Below are 25,515 nucleotides of genomic sequence, written 5' to 3'. Positions count from 1 at the left end.
CGGCCAGCCCTCATGCTTTGCGCATGTTCCGACGTGTACGGCGAGCGTGGCAGAACCACCAAGCCTGGCAGAACAGGCCTGTGGCGACCTGCATGAACCGGTTCTACGACTCACTCTCAGGGCAGGAGCGGGCGTCCGTACAAGATGTTGCTCTCACGTACGGGCGCACGGTCAAGCGCGACTACAGGCGGCTCCTGAGCGCGAAGGTCGCCTCGACCTCGCCGTATTACGTCGGGCTGTCCTCAGACAGGAGGAGCTTCACGCATGTGACCAAGCGGATGGTCCTGGTCGCGGACACGATGCTGTTGTCCGACCACGGTGTTGGAGCGGTTCACGAACTGGGGGAGTACGCAGATACCTATCACACCGAGGGCAACCTGGATGTGGGTCAACCATCCCAAACCATTCGGTCGACATGGCGCTATGGGATGGTGACCGGAGATCTTGTCGAGTTGGGTCAGTGGCTTCTGGACGCCGAGCCTCTGCTGCGCAGTGGGTTGGTCTGGTACGGACCCGTCTTCACGGAAGGGAGCGTCGGAACGGAGTGGACGTTGCGCGGCGAGCAGGAGATGAATTCGCAGGCGGGCCCGCTTCCTTCGTTCAGTGACCGGTCCATCGACTTTGTGGTGGAGCACGGCCGAGCCGTGGATCTGGCGAGCGCGAAGCCTCTCGCCAGCCGGGTGGTCCGGCCGATCCTGGAGATCGATCTCCCTTTCATCGACGGGCTCAGCCTCAGCGACTTCGCACAAGTCACCAGTGAGGAGTTCGACTCCTACCGCCAGTACCGCGACTTCATGCGCTCCCGGCTCCTCGAACTCGACGACGCACTGGAAGCTGTCGACTCCCAGGTGGCCCTGGAACGCGTCGCGCTCTCCATGCGTGACGAGCTGAACGTCGCGACCGTTGAGATGAGCAGCGCGGCCCGTTCCCGGGCCCTCAACCGTTCCGGTGCCGTCTTGGGTACGACGAGCGCCGTCCTTGCCGCCGTCCGTCCCGAGGCGCTCCAAGGTGCGCTCGCCTTCAGCGCGACGATGGCGGCCGGTGCGACCGGTCTGTGGCCCACCATCCAGGCGTTCGCCGACATCAAACCCAAACGCACGCATGGCAAGTGGCACTACGTATGGGTCCTGCAGAAGAAGGGCGCCCGTTGAGCTTGTCCGACGTCGAATGGGGCCTTGAACGAAGACAAGTTGAGAGGGACGGGCGCCGCGCGGGCGGCGCCGTCACAGCATGACGTGCTTGACCTGCGTGTAGTCGAGCAGCCCGGTGAGGGAGAGGTCGCTGCCGTGGCCGGAGTGGCGGACGCCGCCGTGCGGCATCTCCGACACCGTCGTGCCATGGGTGTTGACCCAGACGATGCCGGTGTGGAGCGCCCGGCTCGCCCGCATGGCCCGGTCGTGGTCGCGCGTCCAGACGCTCGCGGCGAGGCCCTGCGGCACGTCGTTCGCCATCCGGAATGCCTCCGCCTCGTCGGCGAAGGGCTGGACGGTGACGACCGGGCCGAACACCTCGCTCTGCACGATCTCGTCCCGCTGACGTGCCCCGGCGATCACCGTGGCCTGGTGGAAGTAGCCCGGCCGGTCCACGGCGGCGCCACCGGTGACGACCTCCGCATGATCCGGCAGCCGAGCCAACAGCCCTTGCACAGAGGCGAGTTGAGCCGCGTTGGCGAGCGGCCCGAAATCAGCGCCCTCCTCGTCCGGGGCCCCGGGCCGCAGCCCTGCGGCCCGGGCGGCGAACGCCTCCAGGAAGGCGTCGTGGACCCCGTGGTGGACCATGATCCTGGTCGCCGCCGTGCAGTCCTGCCCCGCGTTGTAGAAGGCGAGCGAGGCCAACTGCTCGACCGCGTCGTCGAGATCGGCGTCCTCGTGGATCAGCACCGGTGCGTTGCCGCCCAGTTCCAGGTGGAGCCGCTTGAGGTCGGCGGCCGCGGCCGCGGCGATCTCCCGGCCGGCGCGCACACTGCCGGTGACGGCCACCAGCCGGACCTCGGGGTGGGCGACGAGGGCCCGCCCGGTGTCGCGGTCGCCGCACACCACGTTGAGCACCCCGGGCGGCAGGTGCTCGGCGGCCAGCCCGGCGAGGAGCGTGGCCGATGACGGCGTGGTGTCGGACGGCTTCAGGACGACGGTGTTGCCGGCGGCGAGCGCGGGCGCGATCTTCCACACGGCCATCATCAGCGGGTAGTTCCACGGCGTGATCTGGGCGCACACGCCGATCGGCTCACGTCGCAGCATTGAGGTACGGCCCGGTGTGTACTCGGCTGCCGCGGCGCCCGGCAGGTTCCGCGCCGCTCCGGCGAAGTACCGCAACACGTCCACGATCGCGGGCAGTTCGTCCGCCAGGAACAGGGCCCGGGGCTTGCCCGTGTCGGTCACCTCGGCGTGCGCCACCACGTCCGCGTGCCGCTCCAGGGCGTCGGCGATGCGCAACAGCGCGGTCTGCCGTTGTCCCGGAGTCGTCGCCGACCAGCCGGGCAGCGCGTCCCCGGCCGCCCGGCACGCCGCGTCCACGTCCTCGGGGCCGGAGAGCGGGGCCGTGGCCTGGGGGAGTCCGGTGGCCGGGTCGACCAGGCGGAGCGTCGTACCGGAGGCGGCCGGTACGTCCTTGCCGCCCACGTGGTTGAGGCGTTCGGTGTCAGCCACGGCGCAGCGCCTCCTCGGCGGCGGCGCGGCCGGTGCGGACGGCGCCCTCCATGTATCCGGCGACCCACTGGTCGGAGCCGCAGACGTAGAACGGCGGTTCATGCGTTCCGTGCAGCGGACCGACCGCCATGACCTCGCCCGGCGGCCACTGGGTGACGTAGCCCTGGGTCCACGGATCGGTGCCCCACAGCCGCAGATGGCAGGCGGCCGGCCGCAGTGCCTCGCCGCCGAACATGACGGCCATCTCGGCGAGCAGCTCGGGGGTGCGCAGATGCGGCGGGGTGCCGAGCAGGACGCCGTAGCGCTCGGGCGGGATCAGGGCCGACAACACGACTTCGTTCTGCGGCCAGGTGCTGCCCAGTACGCCCTCCGACTCGGAGAGGCCGTTCAGACCGGCGGCGCGCCAGAAGGGACGGTCGTAGACGGCGGCGAACTTGGCTGCCGTCGCGTGGCGTTGACGGTGCAGGGAGGCGAGGCGGGCCTCGCTCACACCGCTGACGGCCACGTCCCGCAGCGGTCCCACGGGCAGGGCGCTCACCACGGCCGCCGCGGTGAGGACCTCGCCGGTGGCCAGGCGCACGGAGCAGCCGCCGGGGCGTACGTCCAGGGCGGCGACGGGGGAGCCGAGCCGGATGCGCGGCCCCAGTTCGCGGGCCATGACCTCGGCGAGCGTCGCCGATCCCTCCGCGAGGCGCAGTCCCTCCCAGTCGTCGTAGTCGTAGTCACCCGTGCCGGAGCCGGGTACCGCCGCGCTCTTGCGCAGCGCGGCCAGCAGCGAGATCCGCTCGTAGGAGCCACCGGCCAGGGCGAGTTGACCGATGTCCCACAGGCGGACGACCGCGGGCGTGGCGTGCCGGGAACGCAGCCAGCCGGCCACGGACAGCCGGTCCAGGGCGGCGGCGTCCGGATGCGACCAGGGGTCGTCGGGATCGACGGTGGCGGCCAGGGCGGTGAACTCCGCGCCGAGCCGCTCGTGCAGGGCCGCGTCGCCGGGACCGAACCAGTGCGGTGGATCACCGGCCGAGCGGCCCTCCGGCGTGGTCCGGGTGATACGGCCGGGCTCGGCGACATAGCTGGGGACCAGTTCGAGGCCCAGTTCCTTGGCCAGTTGAAGGTAGGAGGTGTGCCCGTGGCCGACCACTTCGCCGCCCAGCTGGACGGTGCGGCCGTCGGGCGTACGGGTCTGCTCGACCCGGCCGCCGACGCGGTCCCGTGCCTCCAGGACGAGTACGTCGGTGCCGGCGGCGGCCAGGTCGCGGGCGGCGGCGAGCCCGGCCAGACCGGCGCCGAGCACGATCACGTCGTGATGCATCAGCTTCGCTTTCCTCGGTGCGGCGGATTCGGGGTGCGGCGGGTTCAGGTCAGCACGAGACAGTGCTCGGGCCGCCAGCCGAACTCCACCGACTCGCCGCCGCTCCAGCGGTCCTCCATGCGCGCGCGGGCCGTGTTCTGCTCCAGCACCGACAGCGTGACGCCCGGGGCGAGTTCGATCAGATAGGTGGTGGTCGGGCCGCTGTAGACGGTGTCGCGGAGCACCCCGCGCAGCTTCGACATGCCCGGCTCGAAGTCGGACAGCCAGATCTTCTCGGGGCGCACGGACACGCTGACCGCGGAGCCGTCCGCGATGTCGCCGCGTGCCCCGACCGCGAGGGCGGGCCCCTCGTCCAGAGCGACCTCACCGCCGCGGTAGGTGCCGGTCATCAGGTTGGAGGTGCCCATGAAGGACGCGACGAAGCGGGTGGCGGGGTGTTCGTAGATGTCCTCGGGGGTGCCGCACTGCTCGATGCGGCCCTTGTTCATCACCGCGATCCGGTCGGACATGGTCAGCGCCTCGTCCTGGTCGTGGGTCACGAAGACGAAGGTGATGCCGACCTCGCGCTGGATCTGCTTCAGCTCCACCTGCATCTGCCGGCGCAGCTTCAGGTCGAGGGCGGCGAGCGGCTCGTCGAGGAGGAGGACGGCCGGACGATTGACTAGCGCGCGGGCGAGGGCGACGCGCTGGCGCTGGCCGCCCGACAGCGTACGGGGCTTGCGGCCGGCCAGACCGTCGAGCTGGACCAGCTCCAGCATCTCGCCGACGCGCCGGCGGATCTCCGCCTTGGCCACGCCCTTGCGCTTGAGGCCGAAGGCGACGTTGTCGGTGATGCTCAGGTGGTCGAACAGCGCGTAGCTCTGGAAGACGGTGTTGACGTTGCGCCTGTTCGGCGGCAGGGCGGTGACGTCCTCGCCGGCGAGCAGCACCGAGCCCTCGGTGGGGTCGCTGAATCCGCCGATCATGCGCAGCGAGGTGGTCTTGCCGCAGCCGGAGGGGCCGAGCAGGGAGAAGAAGTGGCCGGCCTCGATGTCGAGGTCCAGGTGGTGGACGGCGTAGGAGTCGGCGAACTGCTTGGAGACGCCTTCGAGCCGGACGGCGGGGGTCGCGTCCATGGGGTCACTCTCCGGAGAGGATGTCGAGGCCGCCGCGGCGGCCGAAGAGGCGCGGGATGAACAGGGCCAGGGCGATCAGGCAGATGGAGCCCGCGAGCATCAGCGTGCCGACCGCGTTGATCGTGGGCTGCACCCCGAAGCGGATGGCCGAGTAGATCCGCACCGACAGCGGCTGGGGGTCGACGCCGGTGGTGAAGTAGGCGAGGACGAAGTCGTCGAAGACGAGCGCGAAGATCAGCACGGCGGAGGCGAGCACGGCGGGCAGCAGGGCCGGCAGGGTCACCAGGCGGACCGCCTGCCAGCGGGTCGCGCCGAGGTCCATCGCGGCCTCCTCCACCTCCGGGTTCAGTGCGGCGACCCGGGAGCGCAGGATGACGGTGACGTAGGAGATCGAGAAGGTGATCTCGGCGAGCATCACCGTGCCGGTGGACAGGGCCACACCCAGCCCCTTGAACAGCAGCATCGACGCGACGCCCGTGACGATCTCCGGGGTGATCAACGGGACCAGCATGATCAGCCCGGCCAGCGAGCCGAGCCGGGTGCGGCAGCGGACCAGCCCGAGCGCGAGCGCCACTCCGAGAAGGACCGAACCGGCCATCGCCACCAGGGAGATCCGCAGACTGGTGCCCAAGGACGCGATGAGGACGTCGTCGTGGGCGAAGGTGCGGTACCAGCGCAGGCTGAAACCGCCGAACACGGTGAGGGACTTCTTGGAGTTGAAGGAAAACAGGGCCACCACGGCGATGGGCAGGTAGAGCAGGAGGAAGAAGAGGGAGGTGACCGCGATGAGGACGCGGGGCCGGCGGTCGGCACGTCCGCGTCGGGCGCGGGTCCGGGCGGCCGGGCGGGCCGGCGCGGTGGCGGAGGGCGGCTTGAGCAGGGTCATCGGCGTGCCTCCGCCTCGTCCTTGCGGGTGCGCCGCAGATAGCCGAGCATCCCGATCAGCAGGACCAGCATCAGCAGCATGGTCAGCGCGGAACCGAGGGGCCAGTTCTGGCCCTGGAAGAACTTGTCCTGGATGAGGTTGCCGATCATGATCTGGTCCGGTCCTCCCATGAGCTGTGCGCTGACGAAGTCGCCCATGGCGGGCAGGAAGACCAGCACGAGTCCGGCCGCCGCGCCCTGCCGGGTGGCGGGCAGGGTGACGAAGAAGAACGTCCGGACCGGGCCGCCGTAGAGGTCGCGGCCGGCCTCGATGAGGGAGACGTCCAGCCGTTCCAGCGCCGCGTACAAGGGGATGATCATGAAGACGACGAAGCCGTAGACGAGTCCCGCGACCACGCCGACGCCGGTGTTGAGGATCTTGGTGTCGCCGTCGGCCAGTCCCACCGCGCGCAGCGCCCGCAACAGGGGACCGTCGTCGGACAGGACGACCGACCAGCCGTACATCCGGACCAGGTAGTTGGCGAAGAAGGGCACCACGATCGCGGCGATCAGCGCGTGCTTGTAGCGACCGCCGTGCAGGGCGATGGTGTACGCCACCGGGTAGGCGATCAGCAGGCAGATTGCGCAGGTCAGCAGGGCGTAGCCGAGGGAGCGTACGAGGACCTCGGTGTAGGCGGGATCGGCGAGGGCGCGTACGCCGGCCAGGTCGAAGCCGAAGCGCGGGTTGCCGAGGTCGTCGGTGGTGCCGACCGCGAGGACGGCGACGAGCACCAGCGAGGCGATCAGGAACCCGGTCATCCACAGGGTGCCGGGCAGCATGAACCAGGTCCACATGCGGGTGCCGGTGGCGTCCGGGCCGCGGCGGCGCGAGCGCGAGGAGGGGCGCAGCAGTGCCATGTCAGCCCGCCTTCACATGGGTCCACGCGGTGTCACGGGCGTCCTCCGCCGCGCGGCCGCCGTTGCGGAAGAACAGGTCCGCCTTCAGGTCCTCCTCGGTGACGAGGCACTCGGGGAAGGGTTCGACCAGGTCGGCGTAGACCTTCTCGGATCCGGCCACCGGCATCGGATAACCGATGTACTCGATGTTCTTCTTCACGTTCTCCGGCCGGAGCATGTAGTCGATGAAGAGCATCGCGGTGCCCGGGTGGGGGGCGTTCCAGGGGATGGCGTAGCAGTCGGAGTTGATCGGCGTGCCCTCCTTGGGGGCCTCGAAGCCGAAAACGGAGGGATCCTTGGCCTGGTTGAGCATGGCGGCCATGTCGCCGCTCCACGCCTGCGTCATGACGGCGTTGCCGTTGAGGAGGTTGTTGTAGCTGTCGCTGGAGAAACCGCGCAGCCGCGGGCGCAGGGTGCCGAGCAGCGAGGTGATGCGGTCGAGGTCACCGGTGTCTCCGGTGCTCACGTCCAGGCCGAGGGCGAGGGCGCCCATGCCGAGGACCTCGTCGCGGTCGTCCAGCAGGAAGACCTTGCCCCTGGCGCGGTCGCTCCACAGGTCCTTCCAGGATCCGCTCAGCTCGCCGATCCGGTCGCGGCGCCAGCCGATGCCTGTCTTGTACGCGGTGAAGGGGACGGTGTGCGCGGAGCCGGGGTCGTACCAGGGGTCGGTGAAGTACGCGTGCGCGCCGAAGACGGCGTGCGCGTTGGTGAGCTGGGAGTGGTCGATGCGGCGCAGCCGGCCGCCGCGGACCAGGCGCTGGGCCCACTTGGCGGTCGGGAAGACGATGTCGTAGCGGTTGCCGGCGTTGAGCTTGGCGACCATGCCTTCCATCGAGTCGAAGTTCGACTGGACGACCCTGACGCCGTACTCCTTCTCGAAGCCCTTGAACACGGACGGGTCGACGAAGTCGGCCCAGTTGAAGTAGACGAGATCGCCGTCGACGCGCGCCTGGACCGGCGCGAGCTCCTTTGCGTCGGGTTTCTTCGCGGGCATGAACCCGCAGCCGCCGACCGCGGCGCCCAGCAGACCGCAGGCGCCTGCCCGCAGGAGGGCGCGCCGGGTCGGTGGGGGTACCTCGGGGGACATGGAACGTCCTCTCCGTCGAGGAACGGCACAACTCCAGGGCGGGACCGGCTGGTCGGCTCACGGAGGCCCTGACTCCGTAGTGAAGACCGGTCTGGGGAGGGTGCGAGGGTGTCAGCTCACGCGCGGTAAGCCCGAAGCGGGGGGTACGGCGTACGGGCGGCGTGACGCGGCGGCCGTACGGCGGAGCGTCACCGGCCGTCTCCGTCGCGTAGGCCGCGCAGCGGGGCCTGGCCGTTGCGGTCGCGTCCGCCCGGGGTCGCGATGTGGCCCTCCAGGTCGTCCCTGACCCGGCGGGCGAACCATCCGACGGCGGCCTCGCGCTGTGACAGCGGCCCCGGCTCGAACCCGGGCGTCCGCAGTCCGGCCTGCACCCGCTCGACCAGCTCGGCGTCCTCGTCGTTGGTGACCCAGCCGATGTGGATGTTCAGCCGCCGGGCCAGCCTGGTGCGGACGCTCTCCCCGTGCCGGGTGTAGAAGGCACCGGGGATCGCCGCCCGGTCCTGGGCGGTGGGCAGGGCGGTCCACGCGAGCACGTGGTCAGGGTAGAAGTCGATGAGCGTGTTGGGGTAGATCACGGCGTAGCGCCAGACGCGCCGGTCGTCCTCGGTGAGTCCCGGCATGGGGCTCGCGAGCCGCTGGTAGAGCCGCTCGGTCCAGTTCGAGGACGGCTTGTCGCGCAGCGGCGACTCGAACAGGACGTAGTTCTCCTGGACGTCCACCGTGTACGCCTGGTAGTCGAGCAGGCGCATCAGCGCGGGGTGGGCCACGGGGACGTGATAGCCCTCCAGGTAGTTGTCGACGATCACCTTCCAGTTGGCGTTCTGCTCCTCGCCGCCCGCCAGGTCGTGGATACGGTGTTTCCCGACGGGCACGAGGCCGGGCCCGGCGTAGCGGCCGACGGCCTCGGCGAGCCCGGCGCAGCTCTCGGCGAGCGGGGTCGCCTCCATGTCGAGATTGACGAAGACGAACCCGAGGAAGGACTCCACGTTGACCGGGTGCAGTCCGAGCCGGGGCTTGTCCAGGCAGGGGATCCGGCGCGCTTCGGGGGCGCCGACGAGCCGGCCGTCCAGTTTGTAGGTCCAGCCGTGGTACGGGCAGCGGATCGCCTTGCCCGACGGCTCGGGGGCGGTGACCAGGCGGGTACCGCGGTGTCTGCACACGTTCAGGTGGGCGGCGAGACCGCCGTCCTCGGTACGGACGACCAGCACCTCCCGGCCGGCGGCGGTGGCGGTCAGCCGTGCGCCCGGGCCGGGGAGGTCGGATTCGTGGCAGACGAGCTGCCAGGACCTGGCGAAGATGTGCTCGGTCTCGGCTTCGGCGACGGCCGGGTCGGTGTAATAGCGCGCGGACAGCGCTTCCCCGGGATGCTCGGGGGGCGGTTCCGCGGGGGCAGGGGAGACGGTGGCTGCCCGTGTGGTCGAGGGGTGCATGAAGTCCTCCTCCGCGCCGCGACGGCGGCGATGGGCGGTGAGGCCGTGCCCGGAAGAGGCGGCAGGTGAAGATCCGGACGCGCTCGTCCTGGAAGCCTCCGGACCTGCCGCGATCCGGCTGACTAATTGGTTAGTCAGAGTGGGACCGCCGGGGAGCGAAGTCAAGACTTGTGGGCTGACTAATTAGTTAGTTAGTGTCGTGGCAAGCGGATGGCCCAGGCCCGCAGACGGCTCCCCGGGCACCTTCCGCAAGCCCGCGGACCACCGTCCGCGCCACACCGGGCGTCCGCGTCGGACACCCCGGTCCCCGGACGACGCACGGCTCGGGCCGCGCGCCGACCCGGTCCGGCCGTGCGGCTCGCACCGGCCCGGACACCCTCGGTCCACGCCGTGCCCGGCCCCGGCCAGGCACCCCGCACCGCTCCCCGCCCCTCTCGTCACGGCGCCGGAGCACCCCCGTCCACGCCATCGCCGCGCCACCCGTCTCCGGACCACCCGGAAACGGCGCGACCCCGGAGGCATCCATGAGCGCTCGCCGAAGTCTCGTATGGCTCGGCCTCACGCCGGAACCCGAACAGGAGCTGCCCGCCGCGGTGGCCGCCCTGCGCGCCCCGGCGGAAGGCCGCCCGCAGTCGGCCCTGGTCACCGCCGAGCGGCAGCGCGTCGAGCGGCTGGTGCTGCGCGGTACCCAGCGCGGCTGGCTGCGCTACCTCGGAGAGGTCACCGACCTGGTCGTCGAGGCGGCGAAGGAACCCGCCGTCGCCGACCCACGCCCGGCGCTGGTGGCCGGCGAGGTCGTCCTCGACCACCACCGCATGCTGATCGGCCTGCCCGGGGCCGGCTACGCCCGCACCGCCCCGCAACGGCGGGATCTGGAAAGTGCGCTGCAGCGACTGCGGTCCCGGCACGGCACGGACCTCTCCGCGGGCTCGGGACCGTCCGGGCATCCGGACGAGCACTTCGGTCCGCCGGACCTCACGGGTCCCGCAGGCCTTTCCCGCCGGCTGGACGAGGCCCTCGAACACCCCGAGCCCAGGAGCACCGCATGACCGGCGTCCTCTCCCTCCTCCCCGAAGGACGGCACGGCCTCCTCGGCGCGCCGCTGCCCGGCGCCGGGCTCCCCGGTGTCCGCGAGCCGTCCGAGGCCGTTGCCCCCTCCGGCGGCGAGGACCTCGCCCGGTACCTCGCCGAGGGCGGATACGCGCCGCTGCCGGTGCCCGGCCTGCTCCTCGACCGGATCGCCGCCGCCGGACTCCGCGGCCGGGGCGGAGCCGGGTTCCCCGCCGCCGTCAAGATCCGTGCCGTACGTGACGCGCCGGGCCGTCCCGTCGTCGTCGCCAACGGCGAGGAGGGCGAGCCGGGGTCGGTCAAGGACCGCTGGCTGCTGCGACACCGCCCGCACCTGGTCCTGGACGGCCTCGGACTGGCCGCCGCCATGACCGGCGCCGGGCGCGGCTGCGTGTACCTCTCCGACGCCGGCGCCGAGCAGGCCGTGCGCCGCGCGCTGGCCGAGCGTCCCTGCGATCCACCCGTCGACGTCGTACGCACCGAGCACGCCTACGTCGCGGGCGAGGAGACCGCGGTCGTCCGGCGCATCGACGGCGGCCCGGCCCTGCCCACGGCCAAACCCCCGCGCCCGTTCGAGAGGGGTGTCGGCGGGGCGCCCACCCTCGTCGCCAACGTCGAGACGCTGGCCCGCATCGCGCTGATGCACGCGCGCCCCGAGTCCGCGGACGCCGTCGCCGGCACCCATCTGGTGACCCTCTCCGGCACCCGGAGCCCTACGGGCGCCGACGCGGCCGCACTCGTCGAGGTGCCCGCCGGCACGCACCTGAAGGTCCTCGCCGACCTGTGCGGCCACGGAAGGGCCGAAGCGGTCCTGCTGGGCGGTCTGTTCGGAGGGCTGCACGGCGCGGGCTGGACGGACCTTCCGCTCGACCACGACCGGCTCCGGGCCGCCGGGGGAGCGCTCGGCTGCGGAGCGCTGCACTTCCTGCACCCCGAGGACTGCCCGGTCGCCGCCGCCCACGAGGCCGCCGCCCACCTCGCGGCCCAGAGCGCCCGGCAGTGCGGGGTGTGCGTCTCCGGCACCGGTGCGCTGGCCGGCGCCCTCGCGGCCGTCGCGCGGGGTGAGGCGGACGACGACACCACCGACAGGCTGCGCCGCTGGTCGGCGCAGCTGCCCGGACGTGGCGCGTGCGGCCTGCTCGACGCCGCCGCCCGCATCGCCGGCACCCTCCTCACCCACTTCCCCGACCGCGTCGACGCCCACCGGGGGACGGTCTGCCCGCCGTGCCGGGCCACGCCGAACGACGAAGGACGCCGGTTCACGGTGCCGGTGCCCTGACCTGCCCCCCGCCTCCTCACCCCACCCCGCCATCCGCCCGGACCCGGCGCACCGAAAGGACCGCACCATGAAACTGCTGCTGGACTCCACCCGCTGCCAGGGCTACGGCCTCTGTCAGGAACCCGCGCCCGAGCAGATCGACCTCGACGAGTGGGGCTACGCGCAGCTCCGCGACGGCGACGTCCCGCCGGACGGCGAGGAAGCCGCCCTCGCCGCGGTCGCCGCCTGCCCCAACTCCGCGCTGCGGCTGGTGAAGTGACATGGGACGTGACCTGTCGGCCCTCTTCGACCCCGTCTCCGTCGCCGTCGTCGGAGCCAGCGACGACCCGGCCAAGTACGGCCATGCCATCGCCGCCCAGGCCGTCCGCGCGAACGGCCGCCGCCCCGTCCACCTGGTGAACCGCCGCGGCGGCACCGTGCTCGGCCGCAGCGCCGCACCCAGCCTGAGCGCCATCGGCGAACCCGTCGACCTGGCGGTGGTCTCCGTGCCCGCCGCCGGCTTCGAGGACGCCGTCGACGAGGCCCTGCGCTGCGGGGCCCGGGCGATCGTCGCGATCACCGCCGGTTTCGCCGAGACCGGAGAGGCCGGCCGGGCCCGGCAACTCGCCGTCGCCGAGCGGGTCCGTGCCGCGGGAGCCGTGATGGTCGGCCCCAACTGCCTGGGAATCGCCGACAACACCACCGACCTCTTCCTCGCCTCCGACACCTTCACGCCCGGCGGTGTCGCCCTCCTCAGCCAGAGCGGCAACCTCGCCCTCGAACTCCAGCTCCGCTTCCGCCCGCACGGCCTCGGCTTCTCCCGGTTCGTCTCACTGGGCAACCAGGCCGACGTCACCCTCGTCGACCTGCTCGCCGACTGCGCTCGCCACGAGGGCACCCGCGCCATCGCCGTCTACGCCGAGGACTTCGCCGACGGACGCGCCTTCGCCGAGGCCGCCGCAGCCGCGGGCAAACCCGTGGTGCTGCTCACCGCGGGACGCGGCGACGCCTCCGCCCGCAGCGCCCAGTCGCACACCGGGGCACTCACCACCTCCGCCGACGTGGTGACCGCCGCGTGCCGCGACGCCGGTGTCGAACTGGTCACCACCCCCCGTGAACTCACCGTCGCACTGGCCGCACTGACCGGCGCGCGCCGGCCGGCCGGCCGCCGGGTCGCCGTGCTCACCGACGGCGGCGGCCACGGTGTCGTCGCCGCAGACGCCGTCGAGGCGGCCGGCTTCACGGTGCCCGAACTCACCGGGCCGACCCGGCGGCACCTGCGCGAAACCCTGTGGGAACAGTCGGCCGTCGCCAACCCGGTGGACCTCGCCGGGATGGGCGAGCAGGACCCGGGCTCGTACGCGCGGACCGTCGCCGCGCTGCTGGCCGCCGAGGAGGTCGACGCCGTCCTGATGACCGGGTACTTCGGCGGGTACGCGGCCGCCGACGGCGGACTCGGCGGGGGCGGCCTGGTGCTCGCGGAGGGGGAGCGGGAGGCCGCCCGTCTCATCGCCGACCACCACCGCGCCACCGCGAAACCGCTGGTGGTGCAGTCGATGTACCCGGACTCGCCCAGCTGCCGCACCCTCGCCGCGGCCGGCATCCCGGTCTTCGCCGCCACCGAGGACGCCGCGCGTGCCCTCGCCGCCACCGCACCCGGCCCCCTGCACACCGGCGTCACACCGCTTCCCCCGGCCGCGGCCCCCCTGCGCGACAGCGGCTACATGGGCACCCGCAGAGCCCTCGAAGAAGCCGGACTCGCCTTCCCCGCCGCGCGCGAGATCCACGACGAGACCGAACTGCTCGCCGCGGCCGCGGAGTTCCCCGGACCCTACGTTCTCAAGGCCCTCCATCTGCTCCACAAGTCCGACGCGGGCGGTGTGGTCCTGGGGCTCGCCGGCCCCGACGAACTGCTCGCCGCCTTCCGGGAGATGCACGCCCGGCTCGGCGCCCCCGCCTACTCCGTGGAGGCCATGGCGGACCTCACCGACGGCATCGAACTGATCGTCGGCGTCAACCGGGACCCGCGTTTCGGCCCGGTCGCCATGGTGGGCCTCGGCGGAGTGCTGGCCGAGGCACTGCACGACGTCGCCTTCACGCTGGCCCCGGTCTCCGCCGGCCGTGCCCTGAGTCTGCTGCGCGGACTGCGCACCGCCGCCCTGCTCGACGGCGTACGCGGCCGCCCGCCCGTCGACGTCGCCGCTGCGGCGGCGGCCGTCGAGGCGATCACCGCGTTCGCCGCCGCCCACCCCGAGATCGCCGAGATCGAGGTCAACCCGCTGCTGGTGAGCCCGCACGGTGCCCTCGCCCTCGACTCCCGGGCCGTCCTCGCCTGACCACCGCCGAAGCCCTGCTCCGAGCCCCGCCCGCCGTCCCCCGACCCAAGAGGCCCCCATGGACATGCGCTACACCCCCGAACAGGCCGACCTGAAGCGCCGCGCCGCCGACTACGCACGGCTGCTCATGCGGTACGAGGACCAGTCAGAACAGGCCGGCGGCCCGCTGCCGCAGGCACTCGTCACCGAACTGACCCGCGCCGCCATGGACGCGGGCGTCTACGCCATCAACATGCCGGCCGAGTGGGGCGGCGCAGGACTGAGCCTCCTCGACCAGGTCGTCGTGGAGGAGGAGTTCGGCAAGGTCACCAACTGCCTGTGGGACATCCCCTGGCGGCCCGCCAACGTCCTGGCGTACGGCGACGAGCGGCAGCGCGAGAAGTACCTGCTGCCGGTGATCCGCGCGGAGAAGTTCGACGCGTTCGCCGTCACCGAGCCGGGCGCGGGCTCGGACCCGTCCTCCGGCACCTCCACGGCCACCCGCACCGACGGCGGCTGGCTGCTCAACGGGGAGAAGTGGTTCGTCACCTGCGGCGACATCGCCGACTTCCTGCTGGTGCAGGCGGACGCGGGACCCGAGCGGCTGCCCACGCTCTTCTTCGTGGACCGGGCCGCGCCGGGCGTGGAGATGACCCGCGTCCCGCACTTCATGCACTCCGCGGTCAACGGGCACCCCGAATTCACCTTCACCGACGTCTTCGTGGCCGACGAGGACGTGCTCGGCGGCGTCGGCAACGGCTACGAACTGACCAAGGAATGGTTCACCGACGAACGCCTGATGATCGCGGCCCGCACCGTCGGCGCGGCCGAACGCGCCCTGCAGCTCGCCCGGGAGTGGGCCGTGGAGCGCGAGCAGTTCGGCGCCCCGATCGCCTCGTACCAGCTGATCCAGGGCATGCTCGCCGACTGCGCCGTCGACATCGCCGTCAACCGCGCCTACACCCACCAGGTCGCCTGGGAGGCCGACCAGCCGCACACCGACCGCAAGACGCTGCACGCCAAGGCCTCCACCGCCAAGCTCGCCGCCAGCGAGGCCGCCGGCCGGGTCGCCGACCGCTGCCTGCAGATCTTCGGCGGCCGCGGCTACGACCGCACCTACCCCGTCGAGCGCATGTACCGCGAGCTGCGCGTCGACCGGATCTGGGAGGGCACCTCCGAGATCCAGCGCCTCATCATCGCCAATGAGCTGATCAAGCGCGGCACCCGCGCCCTGGCCCTGCCCACGCACTGAAACAGCCCGCCCCGCGCCCCGTACACCCGTCACCACACAGCGAGGACATCCATGGACTTCCGCCTCACCCCGCGCCAGGCGCAGCTCAAGGCCGACGCGCGCGCCCTCACCGACTTCATCGCCGACTACGAGATCCCGTGCGAGGAGGACAACGGCCTGCCCGCGAGCGCTCACGCCAAGATCCGCGACGCGGTCCTCGACGCCGGCCTCCAGGCCGTCAACATGCCGGCCGAGTGGGGCGGCGCCGGACTCACCATCGCCGAGCAGGTCACCGTGCAGGAGGAGCTCGGCCGGCTCACCGGCGCGCTGTGGGACATGGTGTGGCGGCCGGCCAACGCGCTCCGCTTCTGCACCCCGGAGCAGCGTGAGCGCTTCCTCGTCCCGGTGATCAAGGGCGAGCGGCGCGACTGCTACGCCGTCACCGAGCCCGGCGCGGGCTCGGACCCGCAGAACCTCGCCACCACCGCCACCAGGAACGACCACGGCTGGGTGCTGAACGGCGAGAAGTGGTTCGTGACCGTCGGCGACCACGCCGACTTCATGATCGTCCTCGCGGCGGCGGGCCCGGAGCGCGCCCCCACGCTGTTCCTCGTCGACAAGGACACCCCCGGCATCGAGATGACCCGCGTGCCGCGCTTCATGCACACCTTCGTCTACGAGCACCCCGAGTTCACCTTCACCGACGTGCAGGTCGACGAGGACGCGGTGCTCGGAGGCATCGGCGAGGGGTACGACATCACCCGCTCCTGGTTCACCGAGGAGCGTCTGATGATCGCGGCCCGCACCACCGGCGCCGCCGAACGGGCCCTGGAGCTGTCCCGGGACTGGGCGGTGGAGCGCGAGCAGTTCGGGGCGCCGATCGCCTCGTACCAGCTGATCCAGGGCATGCTCGCGGACTGCGCCGTCGACATCGCCGTCAACCGCGCCTACACCCACCAGGTCGCCTGGGAGATCGACCAGGCCTCGGCCGAGGACCGCAAGACGCTGCACGCCAAGGCGGCCATCGCCAAGCTCTCCGCCAGCGAGGCCTCGGGCCGGGTGATCGACCGCTGCCTCCAGATCCACGGCGGCCGCGGCTACGACCGTACGTACGCCGTCGAGCGGCTCTACCGCGAGCTGCGCGTCGACCGGATCTGGGAGGGCACCTCCGAGATCCAGCGCCTCATCATCGCCAACGAGCTCGTCAAGCGCGGCACCGAGGTCCTGGACCTGCCCGTCGCATGACGCGTCCCGGGCCGGGGCCCCGTGCCCCGGCCCCGGGCAGCCCCTGTCCGGGGACCGTCGCGCCCCGGCCCGTGGGCCGCCCCACCCGGCCGGGCGCCGGGCGGCACCGGCACAGTTCGCCCCACTTCGGAGAGGAAGACGGATGACCGACATCGAGCGCGTGGGGGTCGTCGGCTGCGGCCTGATGGGCGCCGGCATCGCCGAGGTCTGCGCACGCGCCGGCGTGCCGGTCACGGTCGTGGAACGCGACGCGGAGGCGGCCCGCACCGGGCTGCTGCGCATCACCCGCTCGCTCGACCGGGCCACCGCGCACGGCAGGCTCACCGCGCAGGAACGTGACGCCGCCACGGGCCTGATCTCCGTGACCGACGAGATCGAGGCCCTGCACGACCACGACCTGGTCATCGAGGCGGTCGCGGAGGACGAGGCACTCAAGCTCGACGTCTTCGCCCGCCTCGACTCCGTGGTCACCGGCGACCGCACCATCCTCGCCACGAACACCTCCTCCATCCCGGTCATCCGGCTCGCCGCCGCGACCGGCCGCCCCGACCGAGTCGTCGGCGTGCACTTCTTCAACCCCGTACCGGTGCTGCGGCTCGTCGAACTCGTCCCGTCACTGCTCACCTCGCCCACCACCGCGGCACGGGCCGAGGCCTTCGTGACCACGACCCTCGGCAAGGAGGTCGTACGCACCCGGGACAAGGCCGGATTCGTCGTGAACGCGCTGCTGGTGCCCTACCTCCTCGCCGCCGTCCGCATGGTGGAGTCGGGCAGCGCGACCGTCGAGGACGTCGACCGGGGCATGGTCCTCGGCTGCGCCCACCCGCTCGGCCCGCTGGCCCTGACCGACCTCATCGGTCTGGACACCACGCGAGCCATCGCCGAGTCTCTGTACGCCGAGTTCCGCGAACCCCAGTACTCGCCGCCCCCGCTGCTGTCCCGAATGGTGGAGGCCGGCTTGCTGGGACGGAAGTCGGGACGCGGTTTCCACACCTACGACGAACGGCATCGGGAGGGGGCGACCGCGGCACGGCCCAGGTGAGGGAAAATGGTCTTGGCGTACGACCACCGAACGAGGGGAGCCGCAGGGTGTCCACGAAGGTGCGCACGGCAGACACGCGCGCGCGCATCCTGACCGCGGCGTGCGAGGTCATCGCCGACATCGGCTTCGAGAAGATCCGCATGCGCATGGTCGCCGAGCGGGCCGGAGTGTCGACGGCGCTGCTGCACTACCACTTCGACACGCGCGAGAAGCTGTTCACCGAGGCGATGACGCACTCCTTCGCCAACACCGCCGTCGACGTCGAACGCGACGCCGAGTCGGCACCGGCGGCGGTCATCCTGGCCCGCATCGTGCGCAATCTGCTGCCCAGCGATCCCCAGCTGCACCAGGACTGGAAGCTGTGGCAGGAACTGTGGGTGAGGGCGCTGCGCGACGAGACCACCCGGGTCTTCGCCGTCGACCTGTACGCCCAGCTGCACTCCTGGGTGTCCGAGGCGGTACGGCGCGGCATCGCGACCGGCGAGTTCACCCCCACCGACGTGGACGGCCTCAGCACGCTCGTCCTGTCCCTGTGCGACGGCTACGGCATCCGCCTCATGCTGCGCGACCCGACCATCACGCTGGACATGGTGCTCGCCGCCGTCTGGCGCCATGTGTCCACCGCGCTCGGCCTGCCGGACGCCGTGCCGACGGACTGAGCTCCCCGGGTGCCGGCGGCGCCCGACCGGTCGGTGCGGGCGACACCGACCAGGCGGGGCGCCGTCGCGGCCTGGTGGGAGAGACCGTGTGTCGCAGGTACCGGCAGCCCCTCCCTGGCACCGCGCGATGGACCTAGCCTCGAATCATGGACACCGCCAAGGACATCAAAGACTTCCTGATGACCCGGCGCGCGAAGATCACCCCCGAGCAGGTGGGGCTCGCGACGTCGGGGCGTCGCAGGGTCCCCGGCCTGCGGCGCGAGGAGGTCGCGTACCTGGCCGGGGTGAGCGCCGAGTACTACATCCAGATCGAACGCGGACAGGTCTCCGGTGTCTCCGACGATGTTCTCCAGGCCATTGCCGCGGCCCTCTCCCTGGACGAGGTGGAGACGGCCCACTTGTTCGACCTGGCCCGGGCGGCGACCACCAAGGTGGGCGGGAAGCCGTCGAGGGGCCCGAGCCGCAAGGTTCCGCAGGGTGTGCAGGCGCTCATCGACGCCATGGTCTCCGCGCCGGCCGTCGTGTACAACGCCCACCTCGACATCGTCGCGGCCAACCCACTGGGCCGGGCACTGTACGGGGCGGTCCACGAGCGGCAGACCGAGCCGCCGAACCTGGCCCGCTTCATCTTCCTGGACGACCGGGCCGACGAGGTCTTCCCCGACTGGGACAAGGCGGCCGACGACGCCGTCGCCCTGCTGCGCGTGGAAGCCGCACGGTCACCGCATTCCAAGGCGGTCACCACCCTGGTGGGGGAGCTCGCCACGCGCAGCATCGAGTTCCGTACCCGCTGGGCGGCCCACGACGTACTGGCCCACCGCAGCGGCACCAAGCACTTCTACCACCCGGCGGTCGGCGACCTGATCCTGAGGTTCGAGTCCCTCGACGTCACCAGCGCCCCCGGCCTCACGATCACCGGATACACCGCCGAACCAGGCTCTCCCTCGCACGAGGCGCTGGCACTGCTCTCCAGCCTGGTCGCGAGCGAACAGGGACGGGAGGCCGCGGCTGCCGACGAGGAGAGGCATCCGGAACCGGGTCGCCCGCGGTGACCGGGAGGCTTCTGCCCGAACAGGACGGAGGCACTCTGATCCGGGGAGTCCTGGATATATCGCATCTGAACGGCTCGCTTGGGGGCTCGCTCCCGTGTAATGGCATCCGCGCTGGTCAGCGCTAGATTTCTGCTGATCTTCGGCGAGTGTCCCCGGCAGGATCACAGCCTGCGCACACGACTCCGGATGCGTCGTTCGAGTTTCACATCCCTCTGACCTGCGGAGGGTTTTCGCGCAAACCAGGCAGAAGCCCGGGGAAATGGACAGGGGCCCTCGTGAACCACCTGGCGAGCCATGGCAACCACACCGCAGCCCTTGTGCTGTCCTTCTGCGGAAGGTGAGAATCCCTCAGCCATCGGGTCACGGTGATCGGGGGCAGGGCCGGGGGGCTGTTGTGGCGCGACGGATGAATTTGCTGGGAGAACCAGGAATGGGGCTGTCGGGGGGACCGGGCAAGCCTGTTCCGGACGTTGCGGAAGTGCGGGCGCTGGCCCGCCGTCAGGTGTGGGGCCTGCTCATCGCGCTGCTCCTCCTCGTGATGAGCCACTTGTGGGTGCACAGGCACCAGCCACGGGACGTGGTCACTGGAGCCCACGGCCCGTTTCCCGCCGCGGTCGGCGTCGGAGCCCCGGTCGCACCCGAACACGTCGTACGTCGAACTTCAGGATTCGATGAAGCCTTGGTCCACGGACTGTACGTACGGAAGACGGGTTCGCTCTCCGGCGTGACTGCGGCGAACGTGCGGACCGGCAAGGAGTACTGGCGCTACGAGCGCCCGGACTCGGAGGCCGGTGTGGATACGTTCGACGTGTCGGAACGCACCGTGGTGGCCGCTTTCGGCGACGGGAGGTTCATCGGCGTCGATCTGCGCACGGGCAAGCCGCTGTGGCACGTAGACGTCCAGCACGCCAAGGGCTTTCGGACCACGGCGCTCGTCGGCGGCCAAGCTCTCACCGAGGCCCCCGGTGCCGTGCGTGCCTTCGCCGAGCGCGACGGCCGGAGTCTGCGGACTGCGAAGACGCCCAGATCCTGCCCCGACGGGCTCGTGATCACTGCGTACGCCCTGCCGGGCCACCTGAGCGTCGTCCCTTTGGTCTGCAACGTGACGAGCCCCGACAGGGGCATTTACTACCTCCTGCTAGGCATCGACAACCGCACGGGCAAGGTTCTGTGGCAGCAGCACACCGCGGCCCCCAGACTGATGGTCAGGGGAGGCGAGCACACGCTGGTCATCCCTGATCCGGACCACCCGCCGGCCATTCAGCTGCTCGACGTGAACCGCCAAGGTGCCACCGCGCGCGCTCTCACTGCCGCGGATGCGTGGGACGCGGTCGCCGCGGGAGGCGGCATCGTACTGTCGGCCATCGACCCCGGCGACCGATCCGAGGAGGACCACGACACTCTCCTGCGCGCCTACGGCACCCGGGACGGACACCTTGCTTGGCAGCTGCGGGCGCCGACCGGCCAGGAGTACGGGTTCCCCGAGCTCGCCGCCGGTCGGGTGTACGTCGCACGCCAGCCGTTCCTCACGGGGAAGGACACGGGTCGCCGGATCCGCGCCGACCTGCTCGTCCTCGACGCTGGCACCGGGCGCCTGCTCCACACCCTGCGACTGCCGGCCATGACCGTTCCGGACGAGAGCAGGGGACTCGACGTACGTGACATCGGCGACGGGTCGGTGAGCATCGGCTGGCGTGACAATGAGGGAGACGTGCTGATCGCCGCAGACTGCCCCCTCCCTCGTGGCGCGCATCTCGCCATCACCCAGCAATGGGCCTGGTGGCACGTGGCGCGTCCTTTCCGTCAACCGGCTGACAGGCACCGCGGCGGGCCGGGGAGGCCAACTGTGGTATGTCGAGGCCGTACCCGACCGCGGAGAGTTGATCGTCATCAAGCAAGTCGAGCTGACTTCCTCCGGCCAGCTCCACCGGTACAACTGGGAGCACATGGAGGACGAGCACGGCTTCTTGACAGACCAAGCGATCGACCCTGAAGTGGAACCGCTGAAGGCCATCACGGCCGAAGAGTTCCAGCGGGTGTGGAACCGGTGAGTGGGCTGGACCATTTACCGCTCTAGGCGCGAGGCAGGGCGGTTGATGGTGTGATCTGTGTGAATCCCACGATGCGGGAAGGCGCGGCGGAAACCCCGTTGGTGCTGCTGACTCCCCGTGGTTCCCCGTACGTTCCGGCATGTAAGTGGCACAGTCCTGCGGTGGTGGTGAGGCAGCCGACCCTTGTCGCACCCCGGGTCGCGGCCTTTACCGTGCGGACGACCTCACCGGTTGGCAGGTACGCCTTCTGATCCGTAGCTCAATATGGGTCGGTTGCTGACGGCCGTACCGGTCGCGTTACGTCCTGACGAGGCCTCCACCGGACGCGGCCGGCTGCTGTGGTTGTTGTACTTCGGTGATGTACTCCAGCCGCGAACAGCACGCCGTGGCAATGGGCCGCCCAGGATCCCGCCGAACCCTGGACGGAGCCCGAACTCCCTCCCCTCGCCGCTGTTTCGGGTCACCCTGCGGAGTGCCACCTCCCACTGGGCGGGCCCGGAGATCATGCGAGAGTGAGCCCATGACAGCACCCGAAGCCAAGGTTGTGGCGGTCGACGAGGTCGAGGAGCTCGCGGTGGAGGGCCTGCGGTGGCTGACCGACGCGGCGCGGGAAACGGCCGGCGGGGGCCTCGCCTGGACGACCAGGCCCTCGGACGACGAGCTCAACCCGATGCTCTACTCCGGTACGGCCGGGATCGTCCCCGTACTCCTGGAGGCATGGCGGCACTTCGGCGACGATGCCTACGCCGACACCGCCCTGCGCGCGGCCCGCAGCCTCGCGGACTCCGTCGACGGCATCGACGACGACTCCCTCTACTTCGGGCGCACCGGAATGGCCCTTGGCCTGAGGGCCGTTCACGACGCACTCGGCGACACGGCCGCCGGCGCCGCCGCGGACCGCGCGCTGGAACTCGTGCGGTCACGCTTCGACGGGACGCGCTGGGGCGAGCTGTTCGAGCTGATGGGCGGCAACGCGGGGATCGGCCTCGGCGCGCTCGCGGCCGGCGACGCCGACCTGGCCGTCCTCGCCGTGGAGCCGTATCTGCGGACGGCGGAGCAGACCGCGGCGGGTGTTCACTGGGCCCATCGCACGGGAATCGACTCCCGTCTGCATCACATCTCGCACGGCACGCTCGGCATCGTCCTGGCGCTTGCCCGGGTCGGCCGGGCCACCGGCCGCGCGGACCTGGTCGAGCTGGCGCTGGCCGGTGCCGCGGATGTCGTGGCGCGTGACGAAGCCGGGCCGGAGGGCTTTCTGGTGCTGCACTCCACTCCGCAGTACCGCCCCGATGTGATCGAGCCGGTCAGCTACGGCTGGTGCCACGGCCCGGCAGGCGACGCTCAGGTGTTCCGACTGTTGCGGGACGTCACGGCGGACCCGGTCTGGCCCGCCCTGGCCGACCGCTGCTGGCATACGGTCACCCGGTCCGGCCTGCCCCAGCGGCTGCGCCCCGGCTTCTGGGACAACAACGGCCGCTGCTGCGGCACCGCGGGCGTCCTGGCCCTGGCCTGCGACCGGATCGTAGAACGGCAGGACCCGTACGACTTCGCCGACGCCCTCGTCGCGGACCTCGTCACCCGTGCGATCCGGGACACCGACGGCGCCCGCTGGTCCAACTTCGACCACCGGGGCACCCCGAGCGACCTCGAACCGTGCACGGGCTGGGCCATGGGCAACGCGGGCGTCGTCCGCGAACTCCTGCGCTTCGTACGGCTGAACCGCGGGGGCGATCCCCGGTACGCGTTCGCCTGGCCGGACCAGCCTCCGGTGCCCGCTCGGGTCACGGTCCACCGCTCCGGTACCGACCCCGGCCCGAGAACGGCTGATGTCGACGCCCTGTGACATACCTCTGCTCACGCGGACGTCCGTCGTCGTTGCCGTCAGGCACCGTGGGCCTGGGACGGACCGGAGAACCGTCGTGGCAGCGATGCCACCGTGGGTTCGAATCCCACACCCACCGCAGATGAACGGCCCCCGACCAGGTAACCCGGTCGGGGGCCGTTCGCGGACGGTTCACGTCAAGGGTGTCGGTGCGGCCGTGGCCGGAGGACCGAGGGCACCCGGCCCCGTGAGAGCCGAATCAGCAGGTGGCGTTCAAACCGGCCCAGTCGGCACGGTCGTTGTAGCCGCCGTCGCCGGCGTCGCCGACCACCAGGTCGAGCACCCGGACGCCGGTCAGGTCGATGTCGGCCTGGCGGACGTCGTCGCGGCTCAGCACACCACTGTCGAACAGCACCCGGCCGTCACCGATGACCTGGAAGGTCGAAGTTCCGCCCTCCGGGCCGACGTTGCGCACCGCGTCGTCGATGCCGACGGTCGTGGTCAGCCGGGTGCACCGGTCGCCGAGGTAGTAGCGGACCGTGGAAGGTGAGGCGACCCCGATGCCCGTCGGGTGCTCCTGGCCGAGCATGCTGATCGGCGTCCAGCCACCGACGCTCCGGTCGACCGTCGGGCTCATCCACCCGCTGGTGGCGCTGATCCAGTCGTGGTGCGACAGGGTGACGTCGCCGTCCGGCGCCGCCGGTGCCACGACCAGTGACGTGGCCGTCTCCTGCCGCAGCCGCCCCTTGCCGGTCACCTCGTACGAGGTAGTGGCGGTCAGCGCGGCGCTGCCCGGCGCGGCGGTGGCCGGCAGGGTCACCGTGAAGGCCAGGGTCGCGGAGCGGTTGGACGGCAGCAGCTTCGGCGCTCTGCCGAGCGGACGGGCTGTCCACCCGGCGGGCACCGCCAGTTCGACCCGCGGGGTGAAGACCGGCTGCGCACCGTCGTTGCGGACGGTGACCTCGACCCGGGCGTGGTCGCCGCCGGCGACCACCGGGGCGATGCCGGCCGCCACCGCGTCGCCGTCGACCGCCGTCACCTGCGGCAGGCCGGCGACGACGTGCGGAACGCCGGGCTTGCCCGTTGCCCGGGCGACCCGGAACAGGGCCGCGCCGTGGGCGGGGACGGCGGCGCTGATGGTGCCGGCGCTCTCGGTGACCTTGTCGGTCCAGGCGTTCTTCAAGGTGAACCGGTCCCCGGTCAGCCCGACCGACGACGCCTTCGTGGTCAGCGTCGCGGGGCTGTCGCCCCGGTTCAGCAGCACCACGGCGCGGTCACCGTTCGCCAGCCGCTTCACCCAGGTCTCCGTCGTGCCCGCCGGGCCCACGCGGACGGCCTGGACACCGGCGGGGTCCTGGTCGATCGCGATGACGTCGGGGTCCGAGAGAATCCCGAGCGAGGTCTTGCTGAGCTTACGGACGTCGCTGCCGATCATCAGCGGCGCGGCCGCCGCCGACCAGAGCGTCATCTGGGTACGGAACTCCTCGTCGCTCATGCCCAGTTCGGGTCCGAGGTAGTCCGGGTCGTTGAAGTGCCCGGGACCTGCGGCCTCGGGGTGCCGCGCGTTCGCGTCGTAGTTCCGCAGCACGTCCTTGTACTTGATCTCGCCGACGAAACCGACATCCGTGTACGTCCGCCAGGACTGTGCGATCGCCGGCGCGTAGGACCAGGAGTACGTCGACTGCTGAGTCTCCGGGTAGTTGCCCCAGTCCGGGGAGGTCACCGGGTTGCAGAGGTTGAAGATCATGGGGCGCTTGCTCGCGTTGTTCCGCAGCGCCTGCGCGAACTCGGTGTAGACGGTCTTCGGGTCGAGGTCCGCGGCGATCCCGCAGAGATAGTCCGCCTTGACCGCGTCGAACTCCCAGGCGGCGAACTGGTTCGCGTCGTGCTGGTAGTGGCCGTGGCTGCCGAGTCCGCACTTGCCGGGAATGTACGGGCCGGCGTCGGTGTAGATGCCGGCCTTGAGGCCCTTGGCGTGGATGTAGTCGACCAGCGGCTTCAGCCCGTTCGGGAACTGGTCGGGGTTGGCCACCAGGTCGCCGGCCGAGTTGCGCGGGGTCGGCGCCGCCCAGTTGCCGTCGATCCAGACGTACTGGTAGCCGGCGTCGCGCAGTCCGCTGCTGACCAGGAAGTCGGCAACCGACTTGACTTCCGCCTCGGTCGGATCGCCCCCCAGCGCGTAGTAGGTGTTCCAGCCCATGTAGGGCGTCGGGCTCAGCACCTGCTGGGACGCCGGCGCCGTGACGGTGTCACTGCCGGCCCGGGGGACGGCATGGGCGGGTGCCTGCACGACCAGCAAGCCGGTCAGGAGCGCCACGAGGACGGTGAGATGTCGTTTCACATCGGATCCTTCGCTGTCCGA

20 protein-coding genes are annotated in these 25,515 nt (G+C 71.4%); 12 read left to right on the top strand and 8 right to left on the bottom strand.

Annotated features, from left to right (window positions below):
* Positions 1-92 precede the first annotated feature (92 nt).
* Entirely contained in the window at positions 93-1,151 is a 1,059-nt protein-coding gene (locus ABEB03_RS38180; protein ID WP_345657530.1) for a hypothetical protein, read from the top strand.
* 72 nt (positions 1,152-1,223) lie between these two features.
* Here ABEB03_RS38180 and ABEB03_RS38175 read toward each other — a convergent pair whose 3' ends face one another.
* The 7 genes from ABEB03_RS38175 to ABEB03_RS38145 all read right to left on the bottom strand — a co-directional run bounded on the left by ABEB03_RS38175 (position 1,224) and on the right by ABEB03_RS38145 (position 9,410).
* On the bottom strand, positions 1,224-2,645 hold the full coding sequence (locus tag ABEB03_RS38175) for an aminobutyraldehyde dehydrogenase (protein ID WP_345657529.1): 1,422 nt from the start codon (positions 2,643-2,645) through the stop codon (positions 1,224-1,226).
* Positions 2,638-3,957, bottom strand: coding sequence for a flavin monoamine oxidase family protein (locus tag ABEB03_RS38170; RefSeq protein WP_345657527.1), 1,320 nt, complete (start codon positions 3,955-3,957; stop codon positions 2,638-2,640). Before ABEB03_RS38170 ends, ABEB03_RS38175 begins: the two co-directional genes overlap by 8 nt.
* A gap of 44 nt (positions 3,958-4,001) precedes the next feature.
* A complete protein-coding gene (locus ABEB03_RS38165; protein WP_345657526.1) occupies positions 4,002-5,072 on the bottom strand; it encodes an ABC transporter ATP-binding protein in 1,071 nt (356 codons plus the stop codon).
* Between the two features lie 4 nt (positions 5,073-5,076).
* Positions 5,077-5,958 carry an ABC transporter permease gene (locus ABEB03_RS38160; protein WP_345657525.1) on the bottom strand — a complete coding sequence of 294 codons (882 nt, stop codon included), beginning with the start codon at positions 5,956-5,958 and terminating at the stop codon, positions 5,077-5,079.
* Positions 5,955-6,854, bottom strand: coding sequence for an ABC transporter permease (locus ABEB03_RS38155; protein WP_345657524.1), 900 nt, complete (start codon positions 6,852-6,854; stop codon positions 5,955-5,957). Before ABEB03_RS38155 ends, ABEB03_RS38160 begins: the two co-directional genes overlap by 4 nt.
* Before the next feature lies 1 nt (position 6,855).
* Positions 6,856-7,980, bottom strand: coding sequence for a polyamine ABC transporter substrate-binding protein (locus ABEB03_RS38150; protein WP_345657523.1), 1,125 nt, complete (start codon positions 7,978-7,980; stop codon positions 6,856-6,858).
* Between the two features lie 188 nt (positions 7,981-8,168).
* Positions 8,169-9,410: an aromatic ring-hydroxylating oxygenase subunit alpha gene (locus ABEB03_RS38145; RefSeq protein WP_345657522.1), complete on the bottom strand. Its 1,242-nt coding sequence runs from the start codon at positions 9,408-9,410 to the stop codon at positions 8,169-8,171.
* 524 nt (positions 9,411-9,934) lie between these two features.
* On the opposite strand from ABEB03_RS38145, the gene ABEB03_RS38140 reads away from it, so the two are divergent.
* From ABEB03_RS38140 to ABEB03_RS38090, 11 genes are all read left to right on the top strand, one after another.
* A complete protein-coding gene (locus ABEB03_RS38140; RefSeq protein WP_345657521.1) occupies positions 9,935-10,459 on the top strand; it encodes a hypothetical protein in 525 nt (174 codons plus the stop codon).
* Positions 10,456-11,757: an NADH-ubiquinone oxidoreductase-F iron-sulfur binding region domain-containing protein gene (locus ABEB03_RS38135; protein WP_345657520.1), complete on the top strand. Its 1,302-nt coding sequence runs from the start codon at positions 10,456-10,458 to the stop codon at positions 11,755-11,757. Before ABEB03_RS38140 ends, ABEB03_RS38135 begins: the two co-directional genes overlap by 4 nt.
* A 67-nt stretch (positions 11,758-11,824) precedes the next feature.
* Positions 11,825-12,016 (top strand): ferredoxin, encoded by a 192-nt coding sequence (locus ABEB03_RS38130; RefSeq protein WP_345657519.1) that lies wholly within the window; start codon positions 11,825-11,827, stop codon positions 12,014-12,016.
* 1 nt (position 12,017) lies between these two features.
* Positions 12,018-14,072 carry an acetate--CoA ligase family protein gene (locus ABEB03_RS38125; protein WP_345657518.1) on the top strand — a complete coding sequence of 685 codons (2,055 nt, stop codon included), beginning with the start codon at positions 12,018-12,020 and terminating at the stop codon, positions 14,070-14,072.
* A gap of 58 nt (positions 14,073-14,130) precedes the next feature.
* A complete protein-coding gene (locus tag ABEB03_RS38120) occupies positions 14,131-15,303 on the top strand; it encodes an acyl-CoA dehydrogenase family protein (RefSeq protein ID WP_345657517.1) in 1,173 nt (390 codons plus the stop codon).
* A 51-nt stretch (positions 15,304-15,354) separates the two neighbouring features.
* Entirely contained in the window at positions 15,355-16,527 is a 1,173-nt protein-coding gene (locus ABEB03_RS38115; RefSeq protein WP_345657516.1) for an acyl-CoA dehydrogenase family protein, read from the top strand.
* Between the two features lie 142 nt (positions 16,528-16,669).
* On the top strand, positions 16,670-17,569 hold the full coding sequence (locus tag ABEB03_RS38110) for a 3-hydroxybutyryl-CoA dehydrogenase (RefSeq protein WP_345657515.1): 900 nt from the start codon (positions 16,670-16,672) through the stop codon (positions 17,567-17,569).
* Between the two features lie 47 nt (positions 17,570-17,616).
* Positions 17,617-18,228: a TetR/AcrR family transcriptional regulator gene (locus tag ABEB03_RS38105; protein WP_345657514.1), complete on the top strand. Its 612-nt coding sequence runs from the start codon at positions 17,617-17,619 to the stop codon at positions 18,226-18,228.
* A 146-nt stretch (positions 18,229-18,374) separates the two neighbouring features.
* Complete coding sequence (locus ABEB03_RS38100; RefSeq protein WP_345657513.1) at positions 18,375-19,280, top strand: helix-turn-helix domain-containing protein; 906 nt, start codon at positions 18,375-18,377, stop codon at positions 19,278-19,280.
* 406 nt (positions 19,281-19,686) lie between these two features.
* The gene (locus ABEB03_RS38095) at positions 19,687-21,273 is read left to right on the top strand and encodes an outer membrane protein assembly factor BamB family protein (RefSeq protein WP_345657512.1); all 1,587 of its coding nucleotides are present in this window, start codon (positions 19,687-19,689) and stop codon (positions 21,271-21,273) included.
* Between the two features lie 578 nt (positions 21,274-21,851).
* Entirely contained in the window at positions 21,852-23,174 is a 1,323-nt protein-coding gene (locus ABEB03_RS38090) for a lanthionine synthetase LanC family protein (protein ID WP_345657511.1), read from the top strand.
* A gap of 238 nt (positions 23,175-23,412) precedes the next feature.
* Here ABEB03_RS38090 and ABEB03_RS38085 read toward each other — a convergent pair whose 3' ends face one another.
* Positions 23,413-25,494: an NPCBM/NEW2 domain-containing protein gene (locus ABEB03_RS38085; protein WP_345657510.1), complete on the bottom strand. Its 2,082-nt coding sequence runs from the start codon at positions 25,492-25,494 to the stop codon at positions 23,413-23,415.
* Positions 25,495-25,515: the final 21 nt, after the last annotated feature.

It is taken from the genome of Streptomyces siamensis (genome assembly GCF_039543605.1).
Classification (GTDB): Bacteria; Actinomycetota; Actinomycetes; order Streptomycetales; family Streptomycetaceae; genus Streptomyces; species Streptomyces siamensis.
This window is presented reverse-complemented; position numbering and strand designations above follow the sequence as displayed.